Source organism: Pseudoroseicyclus sp. H15, from assembly GCF_054353345.1.
The window spans coordinates 153822-175222 of record NZ_JBTHJE010000005.1; the positions used below are offsets into that span (position 1 = coordinate 153822).

The 21401-nt window shown below is 68.7% G+C and carries 22 protein-coding genes and 1 other RNA gene; 16 read left to right on the top strand and 7 right to left on the bottom strand.

What is annotated here, in order from left to right:
- Positions 1-20: 20 nt before the first annotated feature.
- Positions 21-503 carry a GNAT family N-acetyltransferase gene (locus ACXN5S_RS11480; RefSeq protein ID WP_458605573.1) on the bottom strand — a complete coding sequence of 161 codons (483 nt, stop codon included), beginning with the start codon at positions 501-503 and terminating at the stop codon, positions 21-23.
- A 41-nt stretch (positions 504-544) separates the two neighbouring features.
- The gene (locus ACXN5S_RS11485; protein ID WP_458605574.1) at positions 545-1453 is read right to left on the bottom strand and encodes an AEC family transporter; all 909 of its coding nucleotides are present in this window, start codon (positions 1451-1453) and stop codon (positions 545-547) included.
- A 351-nt stretch (positions 1454-1804) separates the two neighbouring features.
- Here ACXN5S_RS11485 and ACXN5S_RS11490 point away from each other — a divergent pair, with 351 nt between their 5' ends.
- From ACXN5S_RS11490 to ACXN5S_RS11555, 14 genes are all read left to right on the top strand, one after another.
- On the top strand, positions 1805-3058 hold the full coding sequence (locus tag ACXN5S_RS11490; RefSeq protein ID WP_458605575.1) for an aminopeptidase: 1254 nt from the start codon (positions 1805-1807) through the stop codon (positions 3056-3058).
- Between the two features lie 183 nt (positions 3059-3241).
- Positions 3242-4396, top strand: a complete 1155-nt coding sequence (locus tag ACXN5S_RS11495; protein WP_458605576.1) for a cobalamin-independent methionine synthase II family protein — start codon at positions 3242-3244, stop codon at positions 4394-4396.
- Between the two features lie 394 nt (positions 4397-4790).
- Positions 4791-5822, top strand: a complete 1032-nt coding sequence (mgrA, locus tag ACXN5S_RS11500; protein WP_458605577.1) for an L-glyceraldehyde 3-phosphate reductase — start codon at positions 4791-4793, stop codon at positions 5820-5822.
- 31 nt (positions 5823-5853) lie between these two features.
- Complete coding sequence (locus ACXN5S_RS11505) at positions 5854-7461, top strand: glycoside hydrolase family 43 protein (RefSeq protein WP_458605578.1); 1608 nt, start codon at positions 5854-5856, stop codon at positions 7459-7461.
- A gap of 150 nt (positions 7462-7611) precedes the next feature.
- Positions 7612-8232 (top strand): nicotinate-nucleotide adenylyltransferase, encoded by a 621-nt coding sequence (locus ACXN5S_RS11510; RefSeq protein ID WP_458605579.1) that lies wholly within the window; start codon positions 7612-7614, stop codon positions 8230-8232.
- 108 nt (positions 8233-8340) lie between these two features.
- A complete protein-coding gene (gene dacB / locus ACXN5S_RS11515; protein WP_458605580.1) occupies positions 8341-9849 on the top strand; it encodes a D-alanyl-D-alanine carboxypeptidase/D-alanyl-D-alanine endopeptidase in 1509 nt (502 codons plus the stop codon).
- A gap of 65 nt (positions 9850-9914) precedes the next feature.
- Entirely contained in the window at positions 9915-10589 is a 675-nt protein-coding gene (locus ACXN5S_RS11520) for a ceramidase domain-containing protein (RefSeq protein ID WP_458605581.1), read from the top strand.
- A gap of 41 nt (positions 10590-10630) precedes the next feature.
- Positions 10631-10918 carry an Asp-tRNA(Asn)/Glu-tRNA(Gln) amidotransferase subunit GatC gene (gene gatC / locus ACXN5S_RS11525; RefSeq protein ID WP_458605582.1) on the top strand — a complete coding sequence of 96 codons (288 nt, stop codon included), beginning with the start codon at positions 10631-10633 and terminating at the stop codon, positions 10916-10918.
- The gene (gatA, locus tag ACXN5S_RS11530) at positions 10915-12396 is read left to right on the top strand and encodes an Asp-tRNA(Asn)/Glu-tRNA(Gln) amidotransferase subunit GatA (RefSeq protein ID WP_458605583.1); all 1482 of its coding nucleotides are present in this window, start codon (positions 10915-10917) and stop codon (positions 12394-12396) included. Before gatC ends, gatA begins: the two co-directional genes overlap by 4 nt.
- 46 nt (positions 12397-12442) lie before the next feature.
- A complete protein-coding gene (locus ACXN5S_RS11535) occupies positions 12443-13240 on the top strand; it encodes a hypothetical protein (RefSeq protein WP_458605584.1) in 798 nt (265 codons plus the stop codon).
- Between the two features lie 59 nt (positions 13241-13299).
- Positions 13300-13917, top strand: coding sequence for an N-acetylmuramoyl-L-alanine amidase (locus tag ACXN5S_RS11540; protein WP_458605585.1), 618 nt, complete (start codon positions 13300-13302; stop codon positions 13915-13917).
- Positions 13918-13927: 10 nt separating this feature from the next.
- Positions 13928-14323, top strand: an RNA gene (gene rnpB, locus ACXN5S_RS11545) — RNase P RNA component class A.
- Between the two features lie 168 nt (positions 14324-14491).
- Positions 14492-14659 carry a 50S ribosomal protein L33 gene (gene rpmG, locus ACXN5S_RS11550; protein ID WP_163895475.1) on the top strand — a complete coding sequence of 56 codons (168 nt, stop codon included), beginning with the start codon at positions 14492-14494 and terminating at the stop codon, positions 14657-14659.
- Positions 14660-14800: 141 nt separating this feature from the next.
- Positions 14801-15271 carry a GNAT family N-acetyltransferase gene (locus ACXN5S_RS11555; RefSeq protein WP_458605586.1) on the top strand — a complete coding sequence of 157 codons (471 nt, stop codon included), beginning with the start codon at positions 14801-14803 and terminating at the stop codon, positions 15269-15271.
- 66 nt (positions 15272-15337) lie between these two features.
- Here the strand turns inward: ACXN5S_RS11555 and ACXN5S_RS11560 are convergent, their stop codons facing one another.
- Complete coding sequence (locus ACXN5S_RS11560; protein WP_458605587.1) at positions 15338-16117, bottom strand: Bax inhibitor-1/YccA family protein; 780 nt, start codon at positions 16115-16117, stop codon at positions 15338-15340.
- Between the two features lie 152 nt (positions 16118-16269).
- Positions 16270-16479 carry a DUF1127 domain-containing protein gene (locus ACXN5S_RS11565; RefSeq protein ID WP_458605588.1) on the bottom strand — a complete coding sequence of 70 codons (210 nt, stop codon included), beginning with the start codon at positions 16477-16479 and terminating at the stop codon, positions 16270-16272.
- 120 nt (positions 16480-16599) lie between these two features.
- On the opposite strand from ACXN5S_RS11565, the gene ACXN5S_RS11570 reads away from it, so the two are divergent.
- Positions 16600-17451, top strand: a complete 852-nt coding sequence (locus tag ACXN5S_RS11570; RefSeq protein WP_458605589.1) for a LysR family transcriptional regulator — start codon at positions 16600-16602, stop codon at positions 17449-17451.
- Between the two features lie 95 nt (positions 17452-17546).
- On the opposite strand, the gene dtd is transcribed toward ACXN5S_RS11570, so the two are convergent.
- The 3 genes from dtd to glyA all read right to left on the bottom strand — a co-directional run bounded on the left by dtd (position 17547) and on the right by glyA (position 20280).
- Positions 17547-17984, bottom strand: a complete 438-nt coding sequence (dtd, locus tag ACXN5S_RS11575) for a D-aminoacyl-tRNA deacylase (protein WP_458605590.1) — start codon at positions 17982-17984, stop codon at positions 17547-17549.
- Positions 17981-18901, bottom strand: coding sequence for a carbohydrate kinase family protein (locus ACXN5S_RS11580; protein ID WP_458605591.1), 921 nt, complete (start codon positions 18899-18901; stop codon positions 17981-17983). The genes dtd and ACXN5S_RS11580 overlap by 4 nt, the downstream gene beginning before the upstream one ends.
- A gap of 68 nt (positions 18902-18969) precedes the next feature.
- A complete protein-coding gene (gene glyA / locus ACXN5S_RS11585; protein WP_458605592.1) occupies positions 18970-20280 on the bottom strand; it encodes a serine hydroxymethyltransferase in 1311 nt (436 codons plus the stop codon).
- A gap of 213 nt (positions 20281-20493) precedes the next feature.
- Here glyA and ACXN5S_RS11590 point away from each other — a divergent pair, with 213 nt between their 5' ends.
- Positions 20494-21255: an NAD kinase gene (locus ACXN5S_RS11590; protein ID WP_458605593.1), complete on the top strand. Its 762-nt coding sequence runs from the start codon at positions 20494-20496 to the stop codon at positions 21253-21255.
- The last annotated feature ends 146 nt before the right edge of the window (positions 21256-21401 follow it).

The window sequence follows — 21401 nt, forward strand, 5'->3', positions numbered from 1 at the left end:
CGGTATCGGCGGCGGGCAAGTCAAGCAGGCGGGATGGCTTTCTCGAAAAAGACATCCGGGTAGGGATCGTCGTTGAACCGCTCGATCTCGGTCCAGCCGAGCCGGTGGTACATGGCGACCGCCTCGGGCAGGGCAGAATTGGTGTCGAGCCGCAGCCGCGTCATCCCCAGCTTTGCCGCCTCGGCCTCGCAGGTCTCCATGAATCGCCGGGCGAGCCCCATGCCGCGGGCGGCGGGCGAGACCCAGAGGCGCTTGACCTCGCCCGTGGCGCTGCCGTCGCCCTTCAGCCCGCAGCAGCCGATGGCCGTGCCGGCCGACCACGCCACCCAGAAGGCGCCGCGCGGCGGCTCCATCGCAGAGGCCTCGGGGTCGGCCGAGAGCGAGACGTCGAAGCCGCCGGGAAAGCGCGAGGCCAGCTCGGAATAATAGGCCTGCAGGCAGGAGATGGCCTCGGGCGCGCGCGGCGAGGTCAGGCGAAGGTCTGGCGGGTCGAGACTGGGCATGGCGCGGATTTACGCCCGTCGCGCCGCGGCTTGCAAGATGCTCAGGCGGCGAGCGCCCAGAGCGGCAGCGCCGCCATGGCCAGCAGCGTCTGCCAGGCCATGATCTCGGCATAGAGCGGCGCGTCGCCGCCCATCGCCCGGGCAACGATATACCCGTTGGCGGCAGTCGGCACGGCGAAGACCAGAAGCCCGGCCAGGGTTTGCAGCTCGCCCAGGCCAAGGAGGCGGGCGGCGACAAGGAAGATCGCCGGCATCAGGAACGGGCGGAAGGCGAGGCCGAGCGCGGTGTTGCCCGAGAAGCGCCAGAGCCGCCGCGGCTCGATGCCGGCGCCCACCGCCAGCAGCGCGATACCGAGGCCGCCGCGCCCGATGAGCTCGAAGGTGGTGTCGAGAACCGGGGGCAGCGTGAGCCCGGCGAGGTTCATCGCGATGCCGAGCAGGCTGCCCTGCACCAGCGGGTTCACGGCAATGGTGCGGAGGATGCCGCGCAAGCTCGGGTCGGCCGTGCCGAGGCGCGAGAGCGCGAGGACCGAGGCGATGTTGACCGGCGCGATGATGACGACCATCGCCATGGCGAGCAGGGCGGTGCCTTGCTCCCCCAGGAAGGCCGGCGCGGCGGCGAGGGCGAGGAAGCCGTTCCAGCGGATCGCGGCCTGGAAGAGCGTGGAGAGGGCGGGGTCGGGCAGGCGCTCCTTGTTGAGGATCAGGCGCAGTGCCAGCGCCGCGGCGCCGCCGATGGCGAGCGTGATGAGGATGGCGGCGGCGTAGCCCGCGAGCGCGCCGAATGCGAGATCGGCCGACGAGATGATGCGGATGAGCAGAACGGGGAAGAGCAGCCGGTAGCAGAGCGTCTCGATCGGCGGCCAGGCCTCGCGCGGCAGCACCTTCGTCTGCACCAGGGTGAACCCGGCGGCGATGGTCAGAGCGATGGGGAGGATGGCGCCGAGCATGGCAGCGGCTTGGCACGCGGGCGGGGGGAGGTCCAGCGGGCGTGTGCGGGGCGACGCGGTCGATCTCTGCGGGCGGCGCGCGGACTGCTGCAGGGCGCCGCACCATGACCGCCGTCACCGCTCTACCCCTCGCGCGGAATCAAGGCCTTCAGGCCACCGCTCTGATGAAGCCTATGCCCGGCCCTCCGCTGGGAGGAGTGTGGCCGGCACAAGGAGCACCAGCGGGACCCTCGCGGCGCCACCCCACGGGCCGGTGTGCAAGGTGGTCGCCTGTGGCCGCCGCCCCCCCGGCTGGCCCTCCCGCCGCCCCGGCGCTACACCCCACCGCATAAGCCCGAAAGGAGCCCCCAGATGATCCAGGACGACAAAGACCTGCCCTTCGACCTCGCCAAGCTCGACCTTCTCGCGGAGGTCGCCGTCAAGGTGGGCCTCGGCCTCAAGGAAGGGCAGGACCTCGTGGTCACCGCCCCCACCACCGCGCTGCCGCTCCTGCGCCGCGTCGTGGCCGCCGCCTATCGCGCCGGCGCCGGGCTGGTGACGCCCATCCTCTCCGATGCCGAGATCACGCTCGCCCGCTACCGCCACGCGCCCGACGACAGCTTCGACAAGGCGCCGGGCTGGCTCTACGACGGCATGGCAAAGGCCTTTGGCGACGGCGCCGCCCGCATGGCCATCGTCGCCGACGACCCCATGCTGCTGGCCGATGAAGACCCCGCCAAGGTCTCGCGCGCCGGCCGCGCCAATTCCGCCGCCTACCAGCCGGCGCTGCAGAAGATCGCGGGCTTCGACGTCAACTGGAACATCGCCGCCTATCCCGGCCGCGACTGGGCAAGGCGTATGTTCCCCGATCTCTCGGATGACGCCGCCCAGGCCAAGCTCGCCGAGGCCATCTTCGCCGCCAGCCGGCTGGAGAACAACGACCCCGTGGCCGAATGGGCCAAGCACAACGCTGCGCTGCGCAGCCGCTCGGCCTGGCTGAACGAGCAGCGCTTCGATGCGCTGCACTACACCGGCCCCGGCACCGATTTCACCCTCGGCCTCGCCGAGGGCCACAAGTGGAAGGGCGGCGCCGCCGAGGCCAAGAACGGCATCACCTGCAACCCCAACATCCCGACGGAGGAGGTGTTCACCACCCCCGATTGCCGCCGCGCCGAGGGCTGGGTGCGCGCCACCAAGCCGCTCAGCCATCAGGGCGCCATTATCGACGGGATCGAGGTGCGCTTCGAGGGCGGCCGCATCGTCGAGGCAAAGGCGACCCGCGGCCAAGAGGTCTTCCGCGATCTCATCGCCACCGACGAAGGCGCCGCCCGGCTTGGCGAAGTGGCGCTAGTTCCGCATTCCTCGCCCATCTCCGCGAGCGGCCTGCTCTATTACAACACGCTCTTCGACGAGAACGCCTCCTGCCATATCGCCCAGGGCCAGTGCTATTCCGACTGCTTCCTCGATGGCGCTTCGCTCTCGAAGGAGGAGATCGCGGCCAAGGGTGGCAATAGCTCGCTCATCCATGTCGACTGGATGATCGGCTCCGGCGAGGTGGATATCGACGGCATCCACAAGGACGGCACCCGCGTGCCCGTCATGCGCAAGGGCGAATGGGCGAATTGAGAGAGGCGAGGCGGGGGGCGCTCCCGCCTTTCCTCTCGCTTTTCCCGAAATATCCCGGGGGTGCGGGGGCTGGCCCCCGCTCCGCCCTCACCACAAGCGTTCCCGCGTCGGCAACGCGCCCCCGCTTGCCTTTCGCGCAAAATTGGCCACCCTCGCGTGGCCCTGGCTCTAGGAGGAGATGACATGCGCAGCACCGAGAGATTCCTGACCACCCACACCGGCTCTCTGCCGCGTCCCGATGAGCTTCTGGAGCTGATCTTCGCCCAGCAGGACGGCGGCGATGTCGACCCGGCCAAGGTCGAGGCCGCCATCGTCGAGGCGGTGAACGACAGCGTCTCCAAGCAGGTCGAGGCGGGGATCGACATCGTCAACGACGGCGAGATGTCCAAGCCGAGCTATGCCACCTATGTGAAGGATCGGCTGAACGGTTTCGGCGGCACGGGGCAGAGCTATCCCTTCGCCGACATCATCGACTTCCCCAAGATCGCCGCCCGCATCGCCGGCGACCCCGGCCGTAAGCATCGCCGCACGCCGGGCTGCAACGGCCCGATCTCGGTCAAGGATTTCGAGGCCGCCGGCAACGACATGAAGCGCCTCACCGCGGCCGCCGAGACCTACGGTGCCAATGGCATCTTCACCTCCGCCGCCTCGCCGGGCGTCATCTCGCTCTTCTTCAAGAACGAGTATTACGACAGCCATGAAGACTACGTCTTCGCGATCGCCGAGGGCATGCGCCACGAATACGAGACCATCGCCGCCTCGGGCGCGCTGGTGCAGCTCGACTGCCCCGATCTGGCGATGGGCCGGCATGTCCATTACATGAACGACAGCATCGAGGATTTTCGCAAGGTCTCCGAGATCCATATCGCGGCGCTGAACCACGCGGTGCAGAACATCCCCGCCGAGCAGCTCAGGATGCATCTGTGCTGGGGCAACTACCCGGGGCCGCACCATTGCGACATGCCCCTGCAGGACATCATCGACATCGTCTGGAAGGCCAAGCCGCATGCGGTGCTGGTCGAGGCCGCGAACCCGCGCCACGCCCATGAATGGACGCTGTTCGAAGAGGTGAAGCTGCCCGAGGGCAAGGTTCTGGTGCCCGGCATGGTCGAGCCCCAGTCCACCTATATCGAGCATCCCGAACTGATCGCTCAGCGCATCGGGCGCTATGCCGACATGGTCGGCCGCGAGAACGTCGTCGCCGGCGTCGATTGCGGCTTCTCGGTGCATGCCGGGATGGGCGATGTCGACCTGCAGCTGCCCTATGCCAAGCTCGCTGCGCTGGCCGAGGGCGCGCGCATCGCCTCGCGGAAGTACTTCGGCAAGGCGGCGGCTTGAGGGGAGTAATAGCGGCGTAAAACCGCGCCCCACAGGGCGGGCCACGTAGGGTGGGTTTCCAACCCACCGCCCACCCCACCGCTCCTTACCCTCGCCCGGAATCACGCCGAAGGCGCCGGGCGAGCGCTTGCCCGTCCCGGCGGGTTGGCGTTCTGGTGACGGCAGCGCAAGGCTCGCCGCGAAGAGGGGTGTGGCGGGCATAAATCGAGAAGCGGTTCCGTCATTGCGCCACCCCGCGGGCAGGCGCCCGCCCGGCGCGGCAGTGTTGCGTCATGGTGGGTTGAAAACCCACCCTACGGGCGCCCGACCGCAATCCGCCCTACATTGTCAGACAATCCCCTTTACCCCGCGCCGATAGCGCTATCTATTGCGCGCGACGAGAAGGAGCTCCTGCATGTCTTACACACCCGCCGAGACCCGCTACGACACCATGGCCTACCGCCGCGTCGGCAATTCCGGCCTCAAGCTGCCGGCGGTCTCGCTCGGCCTCTGGCACAATTTCGGCGGCGATTTCCCGCATGACCTGAAGCGCTCCATCGTGCAGCGTGCCTTCGACCTCGGCATCACCCATTTCGACCTCGCCAACAATTACGGGCCCCCCGCCGGCTCCGCCGAGGAAGCCTTCGGCGAGATCCTGAAGACAGACTTCAAGGGCTACCGCGACGAGCTGATCATCTCCTCCAAGGCCGGCTACGAGATGTGGCCCGGCCCCTACGGTGAATGGGGCAGCCGCAAGTACCTCATCTCCTCCTGCGACCAGAGCCTGAAGCGGATGGGGCTCGACTACGTCGACATCTTCTACTCGCACCGCTTCGATCCCGACACGCCGCTTGAAGAGACGATGGGCGCGCTCGACCATATCGTCCGCTCCGGCCGGGCGCTCTACGTGGGCATCTCCAGCTACAATTCCGAGCGCACGCGCGAGGCGGCGGCGATCCTGAAGGATCTCGGCACGCCCTGCCTGATCCACCAGCCGAGCTACAACATGCTCAACCGCTGGGTGGAGCGCGACGGGCTGAAGGAGACGCTGACCGAGCTCGGCATCGGCTCCATCGCCTTCACGCCGCTGGCGCAGGGGATGCTGACGAAGAAGTACCTCGGCGGCGTGCCGGAGGGCAGCCGGGCGACGCAGGGCAAGAGCCTGAACCCGTCGATGCTCTCCGAAAAGGCCATCGGAAACCTCAACAAGCTCAACGAGATCGCCGAGGCGCGCGGCCAGACGCTGGCGCAGATGGCCATCGCCTGGGTGCTGCGCGAGGGCGGCATCACCACGGCCCTCATCGGCGCGTCGAAGCCCTCCCAGGTCGAAGATTGTGTCGGCGCCGTCAGCAACCTCGAGTTCACCGCCGAGGAGCTGAAGCTGATCGACGAGTACGCCGACGAGGAGAAGATCAACCTCTGGGCGAAGTCGTCCGAGAACGCCTGAGCCCCAACGGCCGCGAGGGAGGAGCCCCGCCATGATCCAGAACCCCATCCTGCCCGGCTTCAACGCCGACCCGTCCTTCTGCCGCGTCGGCGAGGATTACTACATCGCCACCTCCACCTTCGAGTGGTACCCCGGCGTGCAGATCCACCACTCCCGCGACCTCGTGAACTGGGAGCTGGTCAGCCGGCCGCTGAACCGGGCGGCGCTGCTCGACATGCGCGGCAACCCCGACAGCTGCGGTATCTGGGCGCCGTGCCTCTCCTACGCCGACGGCAAGTTCTGGCTCGTCTATACCGACGTGAAGCGGCTCGATGGCGCGTTCAAGGACGCGCATAACTACATCACCGCTTGCGAGACGATCGACGGGGAGTGGTGCGACCCGTGGTATATCAACTCCTCCGGCTTCGACCCCTCGCTCTTCCACGATGACGATGGCCGCAAGTGGTTCGTCAACATGGTGTGGAACCACCGGGGGCCGGGCACGGGCGGCAACCCGGCCAATGCCAGCTTCGACGGGATCCTCCTGCAGGAATGGTCGCCGGAGGGCGGGCTGAGCGGGCCGGTCAAGAACATCTACAAGGGCAGCCCGCGCGGGCTGACCGAGGCGCCGCATCTCTTCAAGCGGAACGGGTATTACTACCTGACCACCGCCGAGGGCGGCACGGGCTATGACCACGCGGTGACGCTGGCGCGCAGCCGCGACATCTGGGGGCCCTACGAGGACCATCCGGAGCATCACGTCATCTCCACCAAGGGCACGGACGGGCCGATCCAGCGGACGGGCCATGGCCAATGGGTGGAGACGCATTGGGGCAGCCATTTCCACACCTTCCTGATGGGCCGGCCGATCCCCGGGCCGGATGGCACGGGGCGGTTCTGCCCGCTCGGGCGCGAGACCGGCATCGAGGAGGTCGTCTGGCGCGATGACTGGCTCTGGCTGAAAGAGGGCGGACTGGTGCCGCGGCAGGAACTGCCGGGACCGGTGGATGTGCCGACGAAGCCCCGTGAAGCCGTGCGGCACAGCTTCGGCGGCGGCGCGCTGCCGATGGACTTCCAGTGGCTGCGCACGCCGGAGCCGGAGCGGATCTTCCGCATGGGGCCGGAGGGGCTGAGCCTGATCGGGCGCGAGAGCATCGGCAGCTGGTTCGAGCAGGCGCTGGTGGCGCGGCGGCAGGAGGATATCTCCTACACCGCCGAGACGGAGATCGCCGCGTTCGCGCCGGAGAGCTACCAGCAGGCCGCCGGCCTGACGACCTATTACAACCGCCACAAGTTCCACGCCGCGCTCGTCTCGGACGAGCCGGGGATCGGGCGGGCGCTCACGCTCATGTCCTGCCCCGGCAACTGGCCGGATGCGCAGCTGGAATGGCCCGCGGAGCCGGTGGCGCTGGGCGATGGGCCGGTCGAGCTGAAGGTCGAGGTGCGCGGCGCGGTGCAGCAGTTCTTCTACCGGCAGGGCGGCGAGTGGGTGGCCTTCGGGCTGGAGCTGAACGCCGCCGTCATCTCCGACGAAGGCGGGCGGGGGGAACATGGCTCCTTCACCGGCGCCTTCGTGGGGATGGTGGCGATGGACACCTCGGGGATGGCCAAGGAGGCCGTGTTCTCGCGGTTCGACTACGTGCCGGAGGGCGCCGCCTGAGGCGCGCGGGGAGGGGGGCTGTCTGCCCCCCGCCTGCGGCCCCCCCCGAGGATATTTCGAGAAAAGCGAGAGGGGCGCCGCCCTGGCGGAGGGGGCGCGGCGTTCGACGGCGTTTGACAAGGGGGGCGGCTTGGTGGACGTGACCTCTCGATGAGCGAGGCATGGGCATATCCGAAAGCGCGGCGGGGCGAGGTGATCGGCCTACTCGGCGGGTCGTTCGACCCGGCGCATGAGGGGCACGCCAATATCACCCGGCAGGCGCTGCTGCGCTTCGGGCTCGATCGCGTGTGGTGGCTCGTCTCCCCCGGCAACCCGCTCAAGGCCCGCGGGCCGGCGCCGATGGCGGAGCGGATCGCGGCGGCGCAGGAGGTGATCCAGCATCCCCGCGTGACGGTGACGGATGTCGAGGCGCGGCTCGGCACCCGCTACACTGCGGAGACGCTGCGCGGCCTGCGCCGGCGCTACCCGCAGGTGCGCTTCGTCTGGCTGATGGGGGCGGACAACCTCGCGCAGTTTCATCGCTGGCAGGATTGGCGCGAGATCATGGAGAGCGTGCCGGTGGGCGTGCTCGCCCGGCCCGGCCAGCGCATCTCGGCGCGGCTGTCGGTGGCGGCGCGCACCTACCGGGCGGCGCGAATTCCGGCGGCAGAGGCGGGGCGGCTGGGGCGGGCCGAGGCGCCGGCCTGGTGTTTCGTGAACCTGCCGATGAACGCCGCCAGCTCCACCGCCATCCGCGCCCGGCAGAAGGCCGCCGAAAACCCGCCGAGCTGACAGGCTCGTGCGTTGAAGCCGGGGCGAAACCGGGTAATGTCTGCGCCGATGCGACCAGGTCTTTCCCGCCGCGCCTTTTTGACAGGCGCCGCCGCCAGTGCAGGCGGCATGGCTCTCGCCGATGCCCCTTTCACATCCGTACGGCCACTGGCCCGCCCCGGCACCGAGCCGCCGGCGCCCTATGTGCCCGGCAAGCGGCCGCTCGCCCGGCCCAGCCTGGAGGATTTCGTCGGCCAGGCGCGGCTGGGCGGCGATGTCTCCATCGCGCTGCGCGACACGGCCACCGGTGAGGTGCGGGCGCAATATGCCGGCGACGTCGCCGTGCCGCCGGCCTCTGTCACCAAGACGCTGACGACGCTTTATGCTTTGGACACGCTGGGTGAGCAGCACCGGTTCTCGACCCGGGTGGTGAGCTTCGGGCCCATCGAGGGCGGTGTGCTGACCGGCGATCTGGTGCTGGCCGGCGGTGGCGACCCGGGGCTCGATTCCGACGGGCTGGGTGAGCTCGTCGACCAGCTGAAGGAGGCCGGCATCACCGAGGTGCAGGGCCGCCTGCTGATCTGGGACGGGGCGCTCGCGACCTTCCCGCAGATCGAGCCGACCCAGCCGATCAATGTCAGCTACAATCCCGGCGTGGCGGGACTGAACCTCAATTACAACCGGGTCCATTTTGAGTGGGCCCGCGCCGGCGCCGGCTATGACGTGACGATGCAGGCCCGCGCCGCGCGCTACTCGCCGGATGTGCCGGCGGAGCGGATGAGCGTGATCGACCGCTCGGCGCCGATCTACACCTATGCCGATGGCGGCGAGACCGAGGAATGGACCGTGGCCAAGGGCGCACTCGGCAACGGCGGGTCGCGCTGGCTGCCGGTGCGGCGGCCGTGGATCTATGCGGGGCAGGTCTTCCGCGCGATTGCGGAGTTCCAGGGCATCACCCTGCCGGCGCCCGAGCGGGCCCTCGCGGCCCCGGCGCCCGAGGGCGCCCGAGAGCTGGCGCGGGTGGAGAGCCCCGAGCTTTCCGAGATCGCGCGCGACATGCTCTATTACTCGACCAACCTCACGGCAGAGGTGCTGGGCCTGGCTGCCTCCGCCGAGCGGAGCCTGCAGCCCGCGACCCTGCGCGTCTCTGCAGCGATGATGAACCTCTGGGTGCGCGAGCGCTTCGGCGAGCGGGTGCATTTCGTCGACCATTCCGGCCTGTCGGACGAAAGCCGCGTCAGCGCCCTTCAGCTCACCGCGATCCTCGCCAACCCGGTGGCGCGAGACAGGCTGCGGCCGCTGCTGAAGACGATCCGTATGCTGGATGCGCAAGGCAATCTGCTCGATCCGCCGCCGGCGCTGGTGCAGGCCAAGACCGGCACGCTGAACTTCTGCTCGGCCCTCGCGGGCTACGAGCGCACGATGGGCGCGGCGGATCTGGCCTTCGCCACACTGACGGTAAACCACGAGCTGCGCGAAGAGACGGCGGATTCGCTGGAGGAGACGCCTCCCGGCGCCAGCGCCTGGCTGGCCCGCTCGCGGGGCTTGCAGAACGCCGCGCTGCGCCATTGGGGCCGCAGCTTCTCCGCCGGCCGGCTCGGGCTGGCTGCCGAGACCGCGGCGGCGCAGGGCGGCTGAGCCCGGCGCTACCCAGGCGCCGCCCCCGCTGCTAAGCAGGGCGGACAAGGCGGGGCGGGGTGGCCATGGACTGGTCGGAACAGATCGACATCTATTGCGAGCGGCTGGGGCCGGGCCTCTGGGCCGAGCCGCTGAACGCGGTGACGAACCTGGCCTTCGTCCTCGCCGCGCTGCTGCTCTGGCCGCGCTCGCGGGGGCAGGGGCCGGCGATGCTGCTCTGCGCGATCCTCTTCGTGATCGGCATCGGCTCGTTCCTCTTCCACACCTTTGCCACGCAATGGGCCTCGCTGGCGGATACCGCGCCGATCGGGCTGTTCATCATCGTCTATCTCTACCTGGTGCACCGGCAGTTCATCGGCCTGCCGGTCTGGGGCGCGCTGCTGGCAACGGCGGGCTTTGCGCCCTACGCGGCGGTCATGGTGCCGCTGCTCGATGCGCTGCCGTTCTTCCGCATCTCGGATTTCTACTGGACGGTGCCGCTGCTCTTGTTTGTCTATGCCATTGGCCTGCGCCGGCGCCTGCCGGAGGTGGCGGCGGGGATGGCGGTGGGCGCAGCGATCCTGTCGCTGTCGATCACCATCCGCTCGGTCGACATGGGGCTCTGCTCTGTCTGGCCGCTCGGCACCCATTTCCTGTGGCATTGCCTCAACGCCATGATGCTCGGCTGGATGATCCATGTCTGGCTGCGCTGGGCCGCCAGCGCGCCCGGGCGCCTTGCGAAGGCATCGGGGCCGGGCTAAACGGCGGGCTGATCCGGATACAGACCCCAGCGAGGCCCCCCATGTCGATCGACGAAGGCACCGCGGCGCGCGTCGCCAAGCTCGCCCGCATCAAGGTCGAACCAGAGCGCCTGCCGGCGCTGGCCGAGGAATTCTCGGCCATTCTCGGCTTCATCGAGCAGCTGAACGAAGTGGATGTCGATGGCGTCGAGCCCATGGTTTCGGTCACGCCGATGCGGCTGAAGCGCCGCGACGACGTGGTGACCGACGGCGGCCAGACGGAGGCTGTTCTGAGCAACGCGCCCGATGCGCGTGAGGGGTTCTTTGCCGTGCCGAAGGTGGTGGAATGACCGAATATCGCACCATTGCCGCCGCCCGCGACGCCCTGCGCGCCGGCGAAGTTTCCGCCACCGAACTGGCCGAGACCTATATCGCCCGCGTCGAGGGCGCCGATGCGCTGAACGCCTATGCCCACAAGACGCCCGACATTGCCCGCGCCCAGGCGGCTAAGGCCGACGAGCGGCTCAAGGCGGGCGAGGCGCCCAGCCTTTGCGGCATCCCGCTCGGCATCAAGGATCTGTTCTGCACCAAGGGCGTGCCCAGCCAGGCCGCTTCGAAGATCCTCACGGACTTCAAGCCGGAGTACGAGAGCACCGTCACCCGCCAGCTTTTCGCCGATGGCGCCGTGATGCTCGGCAAGCTGAACATGGACGAATTCGCCATGGGCAGCTCCAACGAGACCTCGACCTACGGCGACGCGGTGAACCCTTGGCGCCGCGGCAATGACGAGGCCAAGCTCACGCCCGGCGGCTCCTCCGGCGGCTCGGCCTCGGCCGTGGCGGCCGACCTCTGCCTTGGTGCGACGGGCACCGATACCGGCGGCTCGATCCGCCAGCCGGCGGCGTTCACCGGCATCACCGGCCTCAAGCCCACCTACGGGCGTGTCAGCCGCTGGGGCATCATCGCCTTCGCCTCCTCGCTCGATCAGGCCGGGCCGATGGCGCGGGATGTGCGCGACTGCGCGATCATGCTGCAGAGCATGGCGGGGCATGACCCGGCCGATTCCACCTCTGCCGATCTGGCGGTGCCGGATTTCGAGGCGATGCTCGACGGCGACATCCGCGGTAAGGTCATCGGCATTCCGCGCGAATACCGGATGGACGGGATGCCGGAGGAGATCGAGGCCGTCTGGGCCGAGGGCCGGCGCATGATGGAGGCGGCGGGTGCGACACTCCGCGACATCTCGCTGCCGCACACGAAATACGCCCTGCCGACCTATTACGTTATCGCCCCCGCCGAGGCCTCGTCGAACCTCGCCCGCTACGATGGCGTGCGCTTCGGCCACCGCGCCGCGCTGGATCAGGGCGACGGCATCACCGAGATGTACGAGAAGACCCGCGCCGAAGGCTTTGGCCCCGAGGTGCAGCGCCGCGTGATGGTGGGCACCTATGTGCTCTCCGCCGGCTTTTACGACGCCTATTACAACCGCGCCCGCAAGGTGCGCACGCTCATCAAGCGCGACTTCGAGCAGGCGTTTGCCGATGGTGTCGACGCGATCCTGACGCCCGCCACCCCCTCCGCCGCCTTCGGGCTGGGCGAGATGGCCGAGGCCGATCCGGTGCAGATGTACCTCAACGACGTCTTCACGGTCACCGTGAACCTTGCCGGCCTGCCCGGCATCTCGGTGCCCACGGGGCTCGACCGTCAGGGCCTGCCGCTCGGCCTGCAGCTTATCGGCAAGCCCTGGGAAGAGGGCGAATTGCTGAATACCGCCTACGCACTGGAGCGTGAGGCAGGTTTTGTGGAAAAGCCGGCCAAGTGGTGGTAGGTCACGCGCCCAATTGGGCCGTTCAGGGATCGGTATCTTGAGAGACATGCGTCAACTGGTGATCCTCGCGGGGCTGCCGCTTCTGCTGGCCGCCTGCAGCGACCGTCCGGCGGGGGAATTTCCGTCGGAATATGCCCAGTACGAGACCGAGCGGGCCCAGGCCGAGGCGGCGTCAGCCGCTCAGGTGACGCCCGGCCAGGCCATCTGGCCCACGCCCACGGGCGCCAGCACCCTGCCACCCTCGAATGGCGGCAGTGTCACCACGACTGATCTTGCCGCTGCCGGTATCGGTGGCGCAGGCACCACGGGCGCCCCGATGACGGCCACGCCGGCCATCACGCCCGCCGCGCCGCTGACGACCGCTTCGCCGACGCCGAGCTATCTCAACAACGACCAGGTGCGCCAAGGCGTCGAGGCTTCGCCCGCCAACGCCGCGCCGATCAACAACCCCGGCATCTCCGACGAGAACAGCTTCGAGGCCGTCTCGAGCCGCGAGACGATCGAGAGCGACGCCGAGCGCCTTGCCGAGAATGCCGCGCAATATCAGGTGGTTCAGCCCACCGCCCTGCCGCAGCGCACGGGCGATTCCGGGCCGAACATCGTGGAATACGCGCTCTCCGCCCCCAATGCGAAGGGGCAGGAATGGTATTCCCGCTCGATCATCCAGATCCCCGGCAACTTCAGCCGCCATTGCGCCGATTACAACTCGCCGGATGAAGCGCAGCGCGACTTCCTCGCCCGCGGCGGGCCCGAGCGTGACCCGCGCGGCATCGACCCCGATGGCGATGGCTTTGCCTGCGGATGGGACCCGGCGCCGTTCCGCGCCGCCGTGGGGCGGGGCTGAGCGTTACCGCCTATCCCTCGCCGAATGCCGGCGAGCGGCGGCTGGGCCCCCGGCCCGACATGGTGGTTCTGCACTACACGGTGCTGGGTTTCGCCGAGTCGCTTGAGCGGCTCTGCGACCCGGCCTCCGAGGTCTCTGCCCATTACCTGATCTCTGCCGAGGGCGAATCGCTGCAGCTCGTCGAAGAGCATCTGCGCGCCTGGCATGCCGGGGCAGGGCGCTGGGGCATGACGAAGGACGTCAACTCCCGCTCCATCGGCATCGAGCTGGTCAACGACGGCCGCGCCCCCTTCGCCGCGCCGCAGATGCGGGCGCTTGAGCGGCTGCTGGCTGACGTGATGAAGCGCTACGAGATCCCGCCTGAGCGCGTCATCGGCCATTCCGACATGGCCCCCCTGCGCAAGGCCGACCCGGGGCCTCGCTTCGACTGGCGGCGTCTGGCGCGGCAGGGGCTGAGCATTTGGCCTACCGCAGGGGCACAGGCGCCGCTGTCGGCGCTGCAGGGCTCGCTGGTCGCTTTCGGCTACGATCCCACGCTCGATCCCGCTGACAGGCTCGCCGCCTTTCGCCTGCGCTTCTTTCCGGGCCGCAATGGCGCGCCCGGGGCCGACGAGGCCGGCGCCGCCGTCGATTTGGCCCGGCGCTTTCCCGTTGACGCGTTGCGCCCGCGGGCCTAGCAGGCGGGGCGCGGAGGGCCGGGCGGCCGCGGGGGGTAACCTTCGAGGAAAGTCCGGACTCCATCAGGCAACGGTGCCGGGTAACGCCCGGCCGGGGTAACCCGAGGGACAGCGCCACAGAAAACAGACCGCCTGTCGCACCGGAGGTTCGCCAACGGAGATCTGCGGCAGGTCAGGGTGAAACGGTGGGGTAAGAGCCCACCGGGGGGCTGGCAACAGCGCCCGCATGGCAAGCCCCACCGGGAGCAATGCCGAATAGGGGCCGCGCGCCGGGAAACCGGCAGGGATGCTTGATCCCGAGCGGTCCGGGTTGGCAGCTAAAGCGGCGGAGCAATCCGTCGACGAGATGAATGGTCGCCGCCGGGCTCGCCCGGCACAGAATCCGGCTTACAGGCCCTCCGCGCTTTAAACTCCGTGGCCACCCGGCAGACCTGCCGGGGCGTGCCCATGCCGAATGTCGCACGGCAGAGCGCCGGCGCCCTTGACTCGCGCCCGCCCTTCCGTAAAAGGCAGGCTTCAACGGATTTCACGAAGGCGGCGCAGGGCGCGCTGCTGCCTTCGCAAGGAGAGTGTCATGGCCAAACCGGCAACCATCAAGATCCGCCTGAACTCGACGGCGGACACGGGCCACTTCTATGTGACCAAGAAGAACGCCAAGACGATGACGGACAAGATGAGCGTGCGGAAGTACGACCCCGTCGCGCGCAAGCACGTCGAATACAAGGAAGGCAAGATCAAGTAATCTTGCCCCTTCCGGGACTGTTCGGGCCGTACCTTCGGGTGCGGCCTTTTTCTTTGCGGTGGCCCCGTCATGCGCTGGCGCTGAGCGCTGTCTCTTGATCGTCCGCCGCTCGATGCTCAGATCGGCTGCAGGAGTGAGCCGATGCTGATCCGTCCCGCCACCGCTGCCGACATCGCCGGGATCGACGCCATGATGCCGCGCGCCTGGTCGCAGCAGATGGCCAGCGCCTATCCGCCCTCGCTGCTCATCCTTGCTGTCCCCTACATCTCCCGCGCCCAGCCGGCGCTCGTCGCCTCTGGCCGCTACTACGTGGCGGAGGAGGCGGGCCGCATCCTCGGCGCGGGCGGGTGGAGCCCGTCTCGCCCCGGCCATGCCGATGTCCGCCATGTGGCCGTGGAGGCCGCCGCTGCGGGCCGGGGCATCGGCCGGGCGCTGATGGAGCACAGCATGGCCGCCGCCCGCCGCGCCGGCTGCAGCGCGATGCACTGCACCGCCACGCTCAACGCCGTGCCCTTCTACGAGGCCTGCGGCTTCACCAGCCTCGGCCCCGCTCAGGTCACCCTCGGCCCCGCCCTGTCGCTGCCCTGCCGGGCGATGCAGCGGGCGCTCTGAGGGGCGCATAGCAAAAGGGCCGGCAGATGCCGGCCCTTCCGAAAGTCTCTCTCTCTTCGTCTGCGCTTATTCGCGGGACATGCCCATGAACTGCAGCAGGAACATGAAGAGGTTGATGAAGTCGAGGTAGAGGTTCAGCGCGCCCATGATGGCGGACTTGCCGAGCCACTCCTGATCGCCCTGGCCGGCGTGGGCCAGATACATGTTCTTGATGTTCTGCGTGTCGTAGGCGGTAAGGCCCGCGAAGATCAGCACGCCAAGGGCGGAGATCGCGAACATCACCGCCGGAGAGGCGAGGAAGATGTTCACAATCGAGGCGATGATCAGGCCGATCACGCCCATGATCAGGAACGACCCCCAGCCCGAGATGTCGCGCTTCGTCGTGTAGCCGTAGAGCGACAGGCCGGCGAAGGCCGCCGCGGTCACGAGGAAGGTCTGCACGATCGAGAACCCGGTGAAGACCAGGAAGATCGAGCTGATCGACACGCCCATCACGGCGGCGAAGGCATAGAACACCGTCTGCGCCGTGGCGGCCGACATGCGGTTGATCCCAGCCGAGAAGCCGAAGACGAACAGCAGCGGCGCGAACATGATCAGCCATTTCAGCGGCGAGCCGTAGATCGCGTAGCCGAAGCTGGTGAGATAGGTATCGGCGCCGATCTGCGCCGTGGCGCCGGACGGATCGCTGGTGACGGCGAGGCCCGAGATTGCCCACGCGGCCAAGGCCGTGATCACCATGCCCACGGACATCGTGCCGTAGACCTTGTTCATGTGGGCCTTGAGGCCCTCATCAATCGCAGCGGTGCGGACACCCGCGGCGGGACGTGCATATCTCGGTTGTGCCATCGAGCCCTCCTGACAAGCCTGTGCCCCGCAGCCGTGTGCCACGGGGCTTTGGACAAGATATGAGGGGCTGCGCCCTCTATTTCAAGGCTTTCAGGCCGCCTGGACCTGACGGTTTCGTCAGATGCCTGAACGGGGGCAGCAAGGGCACCGTATCAGCAGCGCCAGGTCGCCGGCACGTCCCAGAACGGGCGCTCGGCTTCGCGGGCGACGTCGGCCTGGCTGAGGCCGAGATCGTCGAGGCGGGCCTGATCTAGGCTGGCAAGAGCCCGGCGCTGAAGCCACAGCCCGTGCATGACAGCCACGATGCCAGCAGCGGGCAGCCGCAGCGCGAGCGGGGCGATGTTTTGCAGAACGGTGGTCATTGTAGTCTCCGAAGGTTTTTGTGATGTCTGAGCTATCTGTATTTCGATGCTTGATATATCGTTGACGGGATGCCAAAAGAAAAACGAATGTTTCGCATCTGAGCCATCAGGATTGGTGATATGCCCCGGAACCTCGACATGGTCGCCCTCCGCAGCTTCGTCGCCGTCGCCGAAACGGGCGGCGTTACAAGGGCGGCGGGCTTTCTCAACCTCACGCAATCGGCCGTTTCGATGCAGCTCAAGCGCCTGGAAGAGAGCCTGAACCTCTCGCTCTTCGAGCGCGCCGGCCGCGGGGTGGCGCTGACAGCGACAGGTGAGCAGCTCCTCTCCTATGCGCGCCGGATGTTGCGGCTGAATGACGAGATCTACGCAAGGCTCACGGCGCAGGAATTCGAGGGCGAGGTCGTGCTCGGCGTGCCGCATGACGTGATCTATCCCGCCATCCCGCTCGTGCTGCAGAAGTTCGCCGCCGATTTCCCGCGCGTGCGGGTGCAGCTTCTGTCCTCCTTCACGCGGCGGCTGGTCAGCCAGTTCTCGCGCGGCGAGGCCGATGTGATCCTGACGACCGAAAGCGAGGTACGGCAGGGCGGCGAGACTCTGGTGGAGCGTCCGCTCTGCTGGGTCGGGGCGCCGGGTGGCGAGGCGTGGAAGCAGAGGCCGCTCCGGCTGGCCTATGAGCAGGAGTGCATCTTCCGCCTCGGCGTGCAGGAGCGGCTCGATCAGGAAGGGGTGGAATGGGAGATGGCGGTGTCATCCAATTCCTCGCGCACCATCGAGGCGACGGTCAGCGCCGACCTTGCCGTGCACACGATGATCGAGGGCACCGAGCCGCGGCATTTCGAGCGCATCCAGCACGGCGGCGCGCTGCCGGAGCTCTGGCCGGTGAAGGTGAACATGTACGCCAGCGAGCAGGGCGGCACCCCGGTCGCGGCTTTGGCCGACATGCTGCGGCAGGCGTATCTGGCGGGGTAGGGCGCGCCGACATTGGCAGACGCTCGCCCTGCGCCTTTGGCGCGCATCGGGCGGGGAAGGCGCGCTAGGGTGGGGCTACAAATGATCCCCGCGCGTTAGACCTCAAGCCAGATCGTCACCGGCCCGTCATTCGTGAGCGTCACGGCCATGTCGGCCCCGAAACGTCCGGTTTCGACCGGCACGCCCTCGGCCCGCAGCGCCTCGGCGAAGGCCTCGTAGAGCCGTTCGCCCTCCGCCGGGGGCGCGGCGGTGGAGAATCCGGGCCGGTTGCCGGTGCGCGTGTCCGCCGCCAGCGTGAACTGCGAGATCACCAGCGCCGCGCCGCCCACGTCCTTCAGCGAGCGGTTCATCTTGCCCGCCTCGTCAGCGAAGATGCGCAGCTTGGCGGCCTTGGCGGCGAGCTTGCCGGGCTTGGCGTCGTCATCGCCCGCCATGGCGCAGACGAGGATCATCAGCCCCGCGCCGCAGCGCCCGATCACCTCGCCGCCGACGGCGACCTCGGCCCCGGTCACGCGCTGAACCAGCGCCCTCACGACAGCTCGTTCGCCCAGGGCGGGTTGGCCCCGGCCCGCGCCACGACCACGCCCGCCGCCTTGGCGCCAAGCTCCAGCGCGGCGGCGATCTGCGCCTCGGTAAGCTCGGCCAGCGCGGGCTTGGTGAGGAGCCCCCCGGCGGAGAGGCTGGCAAGCACGCCGGCATTGAACGTGTCGCCCGCGCCCACGGTATCCACCACCTCGGCCTTCTGCGACGCCACGAAGACGGCGCCGGAGGCGTGATACCCCGTCGCCCCCTTGGCTCCCTCCGTCACGCAGACGAGCTTCGGCCCCTTGGCGAGCATCTCGGCGGCCAGATCCTCCAGCGGCGCCTCGCCGGAGAGCCAGCGCAGGTCTTCGTCGGAGATCTTCACGATATCCGCCCGGGCGATCATCCGCTCCATGCGGGCGCGGTAGGCCACCTCGTCGGTGATGAAGGTCGGGCGGATGTTGGGGTCGAGCATCGTCACGCGGGCCGGGGCCTCGCGGGCCTGCAGCGCCTCGTAGGCGGCGCCGCAGGGCTCCACCACGAGGGAGATGCCGCCGAAGAACAGCGCCTCGGCGCCGGAAGGCGGCAGGTCGGCCTCGGCCAGCATGCGTCCAGCGGTGTTCTCATCGTAGAACATGTAGCGGGCCTGCCCGTTTACCAGCCGCACGAAGGCCAGCGTGGTCGGGCGCTCCGACAGGGCGGCGGGGGAGGCGTCGACCTCGGAGGCCTCGAGACCCCGGCGCAGCACCGTGCCGAAATGGTCGGTGGAGAGGCCCGAGAAGAAGGCCGTCTCGGCGCCGAGGCGCCCAAGCGCGATGGCGGTGTTGTAGACAGAGCCGCCGGGATAGGGGGCGAAGGCGTCCTCGCCCGCCGCCGTCTCGCGGGGCAGCATGTCGATCAGGGCTTCGCCGCAGCAGAGTATCGTCATCAGGGCACCTCCGCCGCCCCGGATAAAGCGGGGCGGCGCCTCCATCAATACGGTGCCGGCAAGATCGCTCAGCTATAGAGCGGGAAGCGGGCGCAGAGGGCGGTCACTTCGCCCTTCACGCGCTCTTCAACCTCGCTGTTGCCGTCTTCGCCATTGGCCGAGAGCCCGTCGACGACCTCGACGATCCAGCGCGCGATCTGGCGGAACTCGTCCTCGCCGAAGCCGCGCGTGGTGCCCGCCGGAGTTCCGAGGCGGATGCCCGAGGTGACGAAGGGCTTTTCGGGGTCGAAGGGCACGCCGTTCTTGTTGCAGGTGATATGCGCCCGGCCGAGCGCGGCCTCTGTCGCCTTGCCGGTGACGCCCTTGGGCCGCAGGTCGGCCAGCATCAGGTGGTTGTCTGTGCCGCCCGATACGATGTCGATGCCGCCCTTCATCAGCTCATCGGCCATGGCGCGGGCATTCTTGACGATCTGCGCGGCGTAATCCTTGAACTCGGGCCGCAGCGCCTCGCCGAAGGCCACGGCCTTGGCGGCGATGACATGCATCAGCGGGCCGCCTTGGAGGCCCGGGAAGACGGCGGAGTTCACCTTCTTGGCGATGTCGTCGTGGTTGGTGAGGATGAGGCCCCCGCGCGGGCCGCGTAGGCTCTTGTGCGTGGTGGTGGTGACGACATGCGCATGCGGCAGGGGCGAGGGGTGCTGGCCGCCCGCCACGAGCCCGGCGATATGGGCCATGTCGACCATCAGGTAGGCGCCGACCTCATCAGCAATGGCGCGGAAGGCCGCCCAATCCCAGACGCGGGAATAGGCGGTGCCGCCGGCGACGATGAGCTTGGGCTTGGCCTCCAGCGCCTTGGCCCGGATCTCGTCCATGTCGAGCTGCTGGTCTTGCGCGCGCACGCCGTAGGGCACGGGGTTGAACCACTTGCCCGACATGTTGACGGGCGAGCCGTGGGTCAGGTGGCCGCCGGAGTTGAGGTCGAGCCCCATGAAGGTGTCGCCGGGCTGAAGGAGCGCGAGGAACACCGCCTGGTTCATCTGGCTGCCGGAATTGGGCTGCACATTGGCATGGGCGGCGCCGAAGAGCTCTTTCGCGCGCTCGATGGCCAGAGTCTCGGCGATATCCACATATTGGCAGCCGCCGTAGTAGCGCTTGCCCGGGTAGCCCTCTGCATACTTGTTGGTGAGGACGGAGCCCTGCGCCTCCATCACCGCCTTGGAGACGATGTTCTCCGAGGCGATCAGCTCGATCTCGTCGCGCTGGCGGCCGAGCTCCTTGTCGATGGCGGCGGCGAGCTCGGGGTCGCGGCTGTGAAGGTCTTCGGTGAAGAAGCTGGAATCGCGGACTTCAGAGGCGGTGGCGGTCTCGGCGGCGGTCATGGGACACTCCGTTGTGACGGTTGGCGGGTCAATAGACCGCTCAGGGCAGGCAAGGAAGGGCCGAAGCGACGCAGAAGGCACCGCGGGCGGCACGGCGCGGCGCCGATCGGCGCGGGCAGGCGCCTTTGGGAAACCGGGGCGGTGCCGGCGGCCCCGCGAGGCTTGCCATTCCGCACCCGCTCCCCCAACACTCCGCCCGAAGAGGAGCGCCCCTTGGATCTGAATATCGCCTTCGTCTCGAGCGACGCCCCCATCGCGGCCGACAGCCGATCGCGGCTGGCGGCGCGCTATGGCGATGTGCCGACGGGTGAGGCCGATGTGATCGTGGCGCTGGGCGGTGACGGCTTCATGCTGCAGACTCTGCACGATGCCGAGCTGAAGGGCACGCCTGTCTACGGCATGAACCGCGGCACCGTCGGCTTCTTGATGAACGAATACCACGAGGACGGTCTGCCCGAGCGCCTGCGCGGCGCCGAAGAGGCGGTGATCAACCCGCTTTCGATGCGTGCGGAGACGCTGGAGGGCGAGGCGACGGAGGCGCTGGCCATCAACGAGGTCTCGCTGCTGCGCGCGGGGCCCCAGGCGGCCAAGCTGCGCATCTTCGTCGATGGCAAGCTGCGGCTGGCCGAGCTGGTGTGCGACGGGGCGCTGGTGGCGACGCCAGCGGGCTCGACGGCCTATAATTACTCGGCGCATGGCCCGGTTCTGCCGATCCGCTCGGAGGTGCTGGCGCTGACGGCCATCGCGCCGTTCCGGCCGCGACGCTGGCGCGGCGCGATCCTGCCCGCCTCGGCGCATGTGATCTTCGAGGTGATGGACCCCTTGAAGCGCCCGGTGATGGCGGATGCCGACAGCCGCTCGGTGCGGCGGGTGTCGAAGGTGGAGGTGCGCTCGCAGCCCGACATCGCGCACCGGTTGCTGTTTGATCCGGGGCATGGGCTGGAGGAGCGGCTCATTCGCGAGCAATTCGCCTGAGGCTTGCTCGTCGGCCCTGATGGGCCGCCTCGCGGGAGGCCCTGAAGATCGGCCGGGATCTCTAAGTGGAGAGACCCGGGGCTTTGCCCCGGACCCCAGGATTTATTGGAGCAAAGACACGGGAGCGGCTGCGGGGGCAGCGCTTT

Coding starts and splice junctions, on each gene's coding strand:
- ACXN5S_RS11565 (WP_458605588.1), bottom strand. CDS start 16,479: ATGACCACCGTTCTGCAAAACATCGCCCCGCTCGCGCTGCGGCTGCCC.
- rpmG (WP_163895475.1), top strand. CDS start 14,492: ATGGCCAAACCGGCAACCATCAAGATCCGCCTGAACTCGACGGCGGAC.
- ACXN5S_RS11480 (WP_458605573.1), bottom strand. CDS start 503: ATGCCCAGTCTCGACCCGCCAGACCTTCGCCTGACCTCGCCGCGCGCG.
- ACXN5S_RS11570 (WP_458605589.1), top strand. CDS start 16,600: ATGCCCCGGAACCTCGACATGGTCGCCCTCCGCAGCTTCGTCGCCGTC.
- ACXN5S_RS11520 (WP_458605581.1), top strand. CDS start 9,915: ATGGACTGGTCGGAACAGATCGACATCTATTGCGAGCGGCTGGGGCCG.
- dacB (WP_458605580.1), top strand. CDS start 8,341: ATGGCTCTCGCCGATGCCCCTTTCACATCCGTACGGCCACTGGCCCGC.
- ACXN5S_RS11540 (WP_458605585.1), top strand. CDS start 13,300: ATGGTGGTTCTGCACTACACGGTGCTGGGTTTCGCCGAGTCGCTTGAG.
- glyA (WP_458605592.1), bottom strand. CDS start 20,280: ATGACCGCCGCCGAGACCGCCACCGCCTCTGAAGTCCGCGATTCCAGC.
- ACXN5S_RS11490 (WP_458605575.1), top strand. CDS start 1,805: ATGATCCAGGACGACAAAGACCTGCCCTTCGACCTCGCCAAGCTCGAC.
- ACXN5S_RS11505 (WP_458605578.1), top strand. CDS start 5,854: ATGATCCAGAACCCCATCCTGCCCGGCTTCAACGCCGACCCGTCCTTC.
- ACXN5S_RS11560 (WP_458605587.1), bottom strand. CDS start 16,117: ATGGCACAACCGAGATATGCACGTCCCGCCGCGGGTGTCCGCACCGCT.
- ACXN5S_RS11580 (WP_458605591.1), bottom strand. CDS start 18,901: ATGACGATACTCTGCTGCGGCGAAGCCCTGATCGACATGCTGCCCCGC.
- ACXN5S_RS11555 (WP_458605586.1), top strand. CDS start 14,801: ATGCTGATCCGTCCCGCCACCGCTGCCGACATCGCCGGGATCGACGCC.
- ACXN5S_RS11495 (WP_458605576.1), top strand. CDS start 3,242: ATGCGCAGCACCGAGAGATTCCTGACCACCCACACCGGCTCTCTGCCG.
- gatC (WP_458605582.1), top strand. CDS start 10,631: ATGTCGATCGACGAAGGCACCGCGGCGCGCGTCGCCAAGCTCGCCCGC.
- gatA (WP_458605583.1), top strand. CDS start 10,915: ATGACCGAATATCGCACCATTGCCGCCGCCCGCGACGCCCTGCGCGCC.
- ACXN5S_RS11485 (WP_458605574.1), bottom strand. CDS start 1,453: ATGCTCGGCGCCATCCTCCCCATCGCTCTGACCATCGCCGCCGGGTTC.
- ACXN5S_RS11535 (WP_458605584.1), top strand. CDS start 12,443: ATGCGTCAACTGGTGATCCTCGCGGGGCTGCCGCTTCTGCTGGCCGCC.
- mgrA (WP_458605577.1), top strand. CDS start 4,791: ATGTCTTACACACCCGCCGAGACCCGCTACGACACCATGGCCTACCGC.
- ACXN5S_RS11510 (WP_458605579.1), top strand. CDS start 7,612: ATGAGCGAGGCATGGGCATATCCGAAAGCGCGGCGGGGCGAGGTGATC.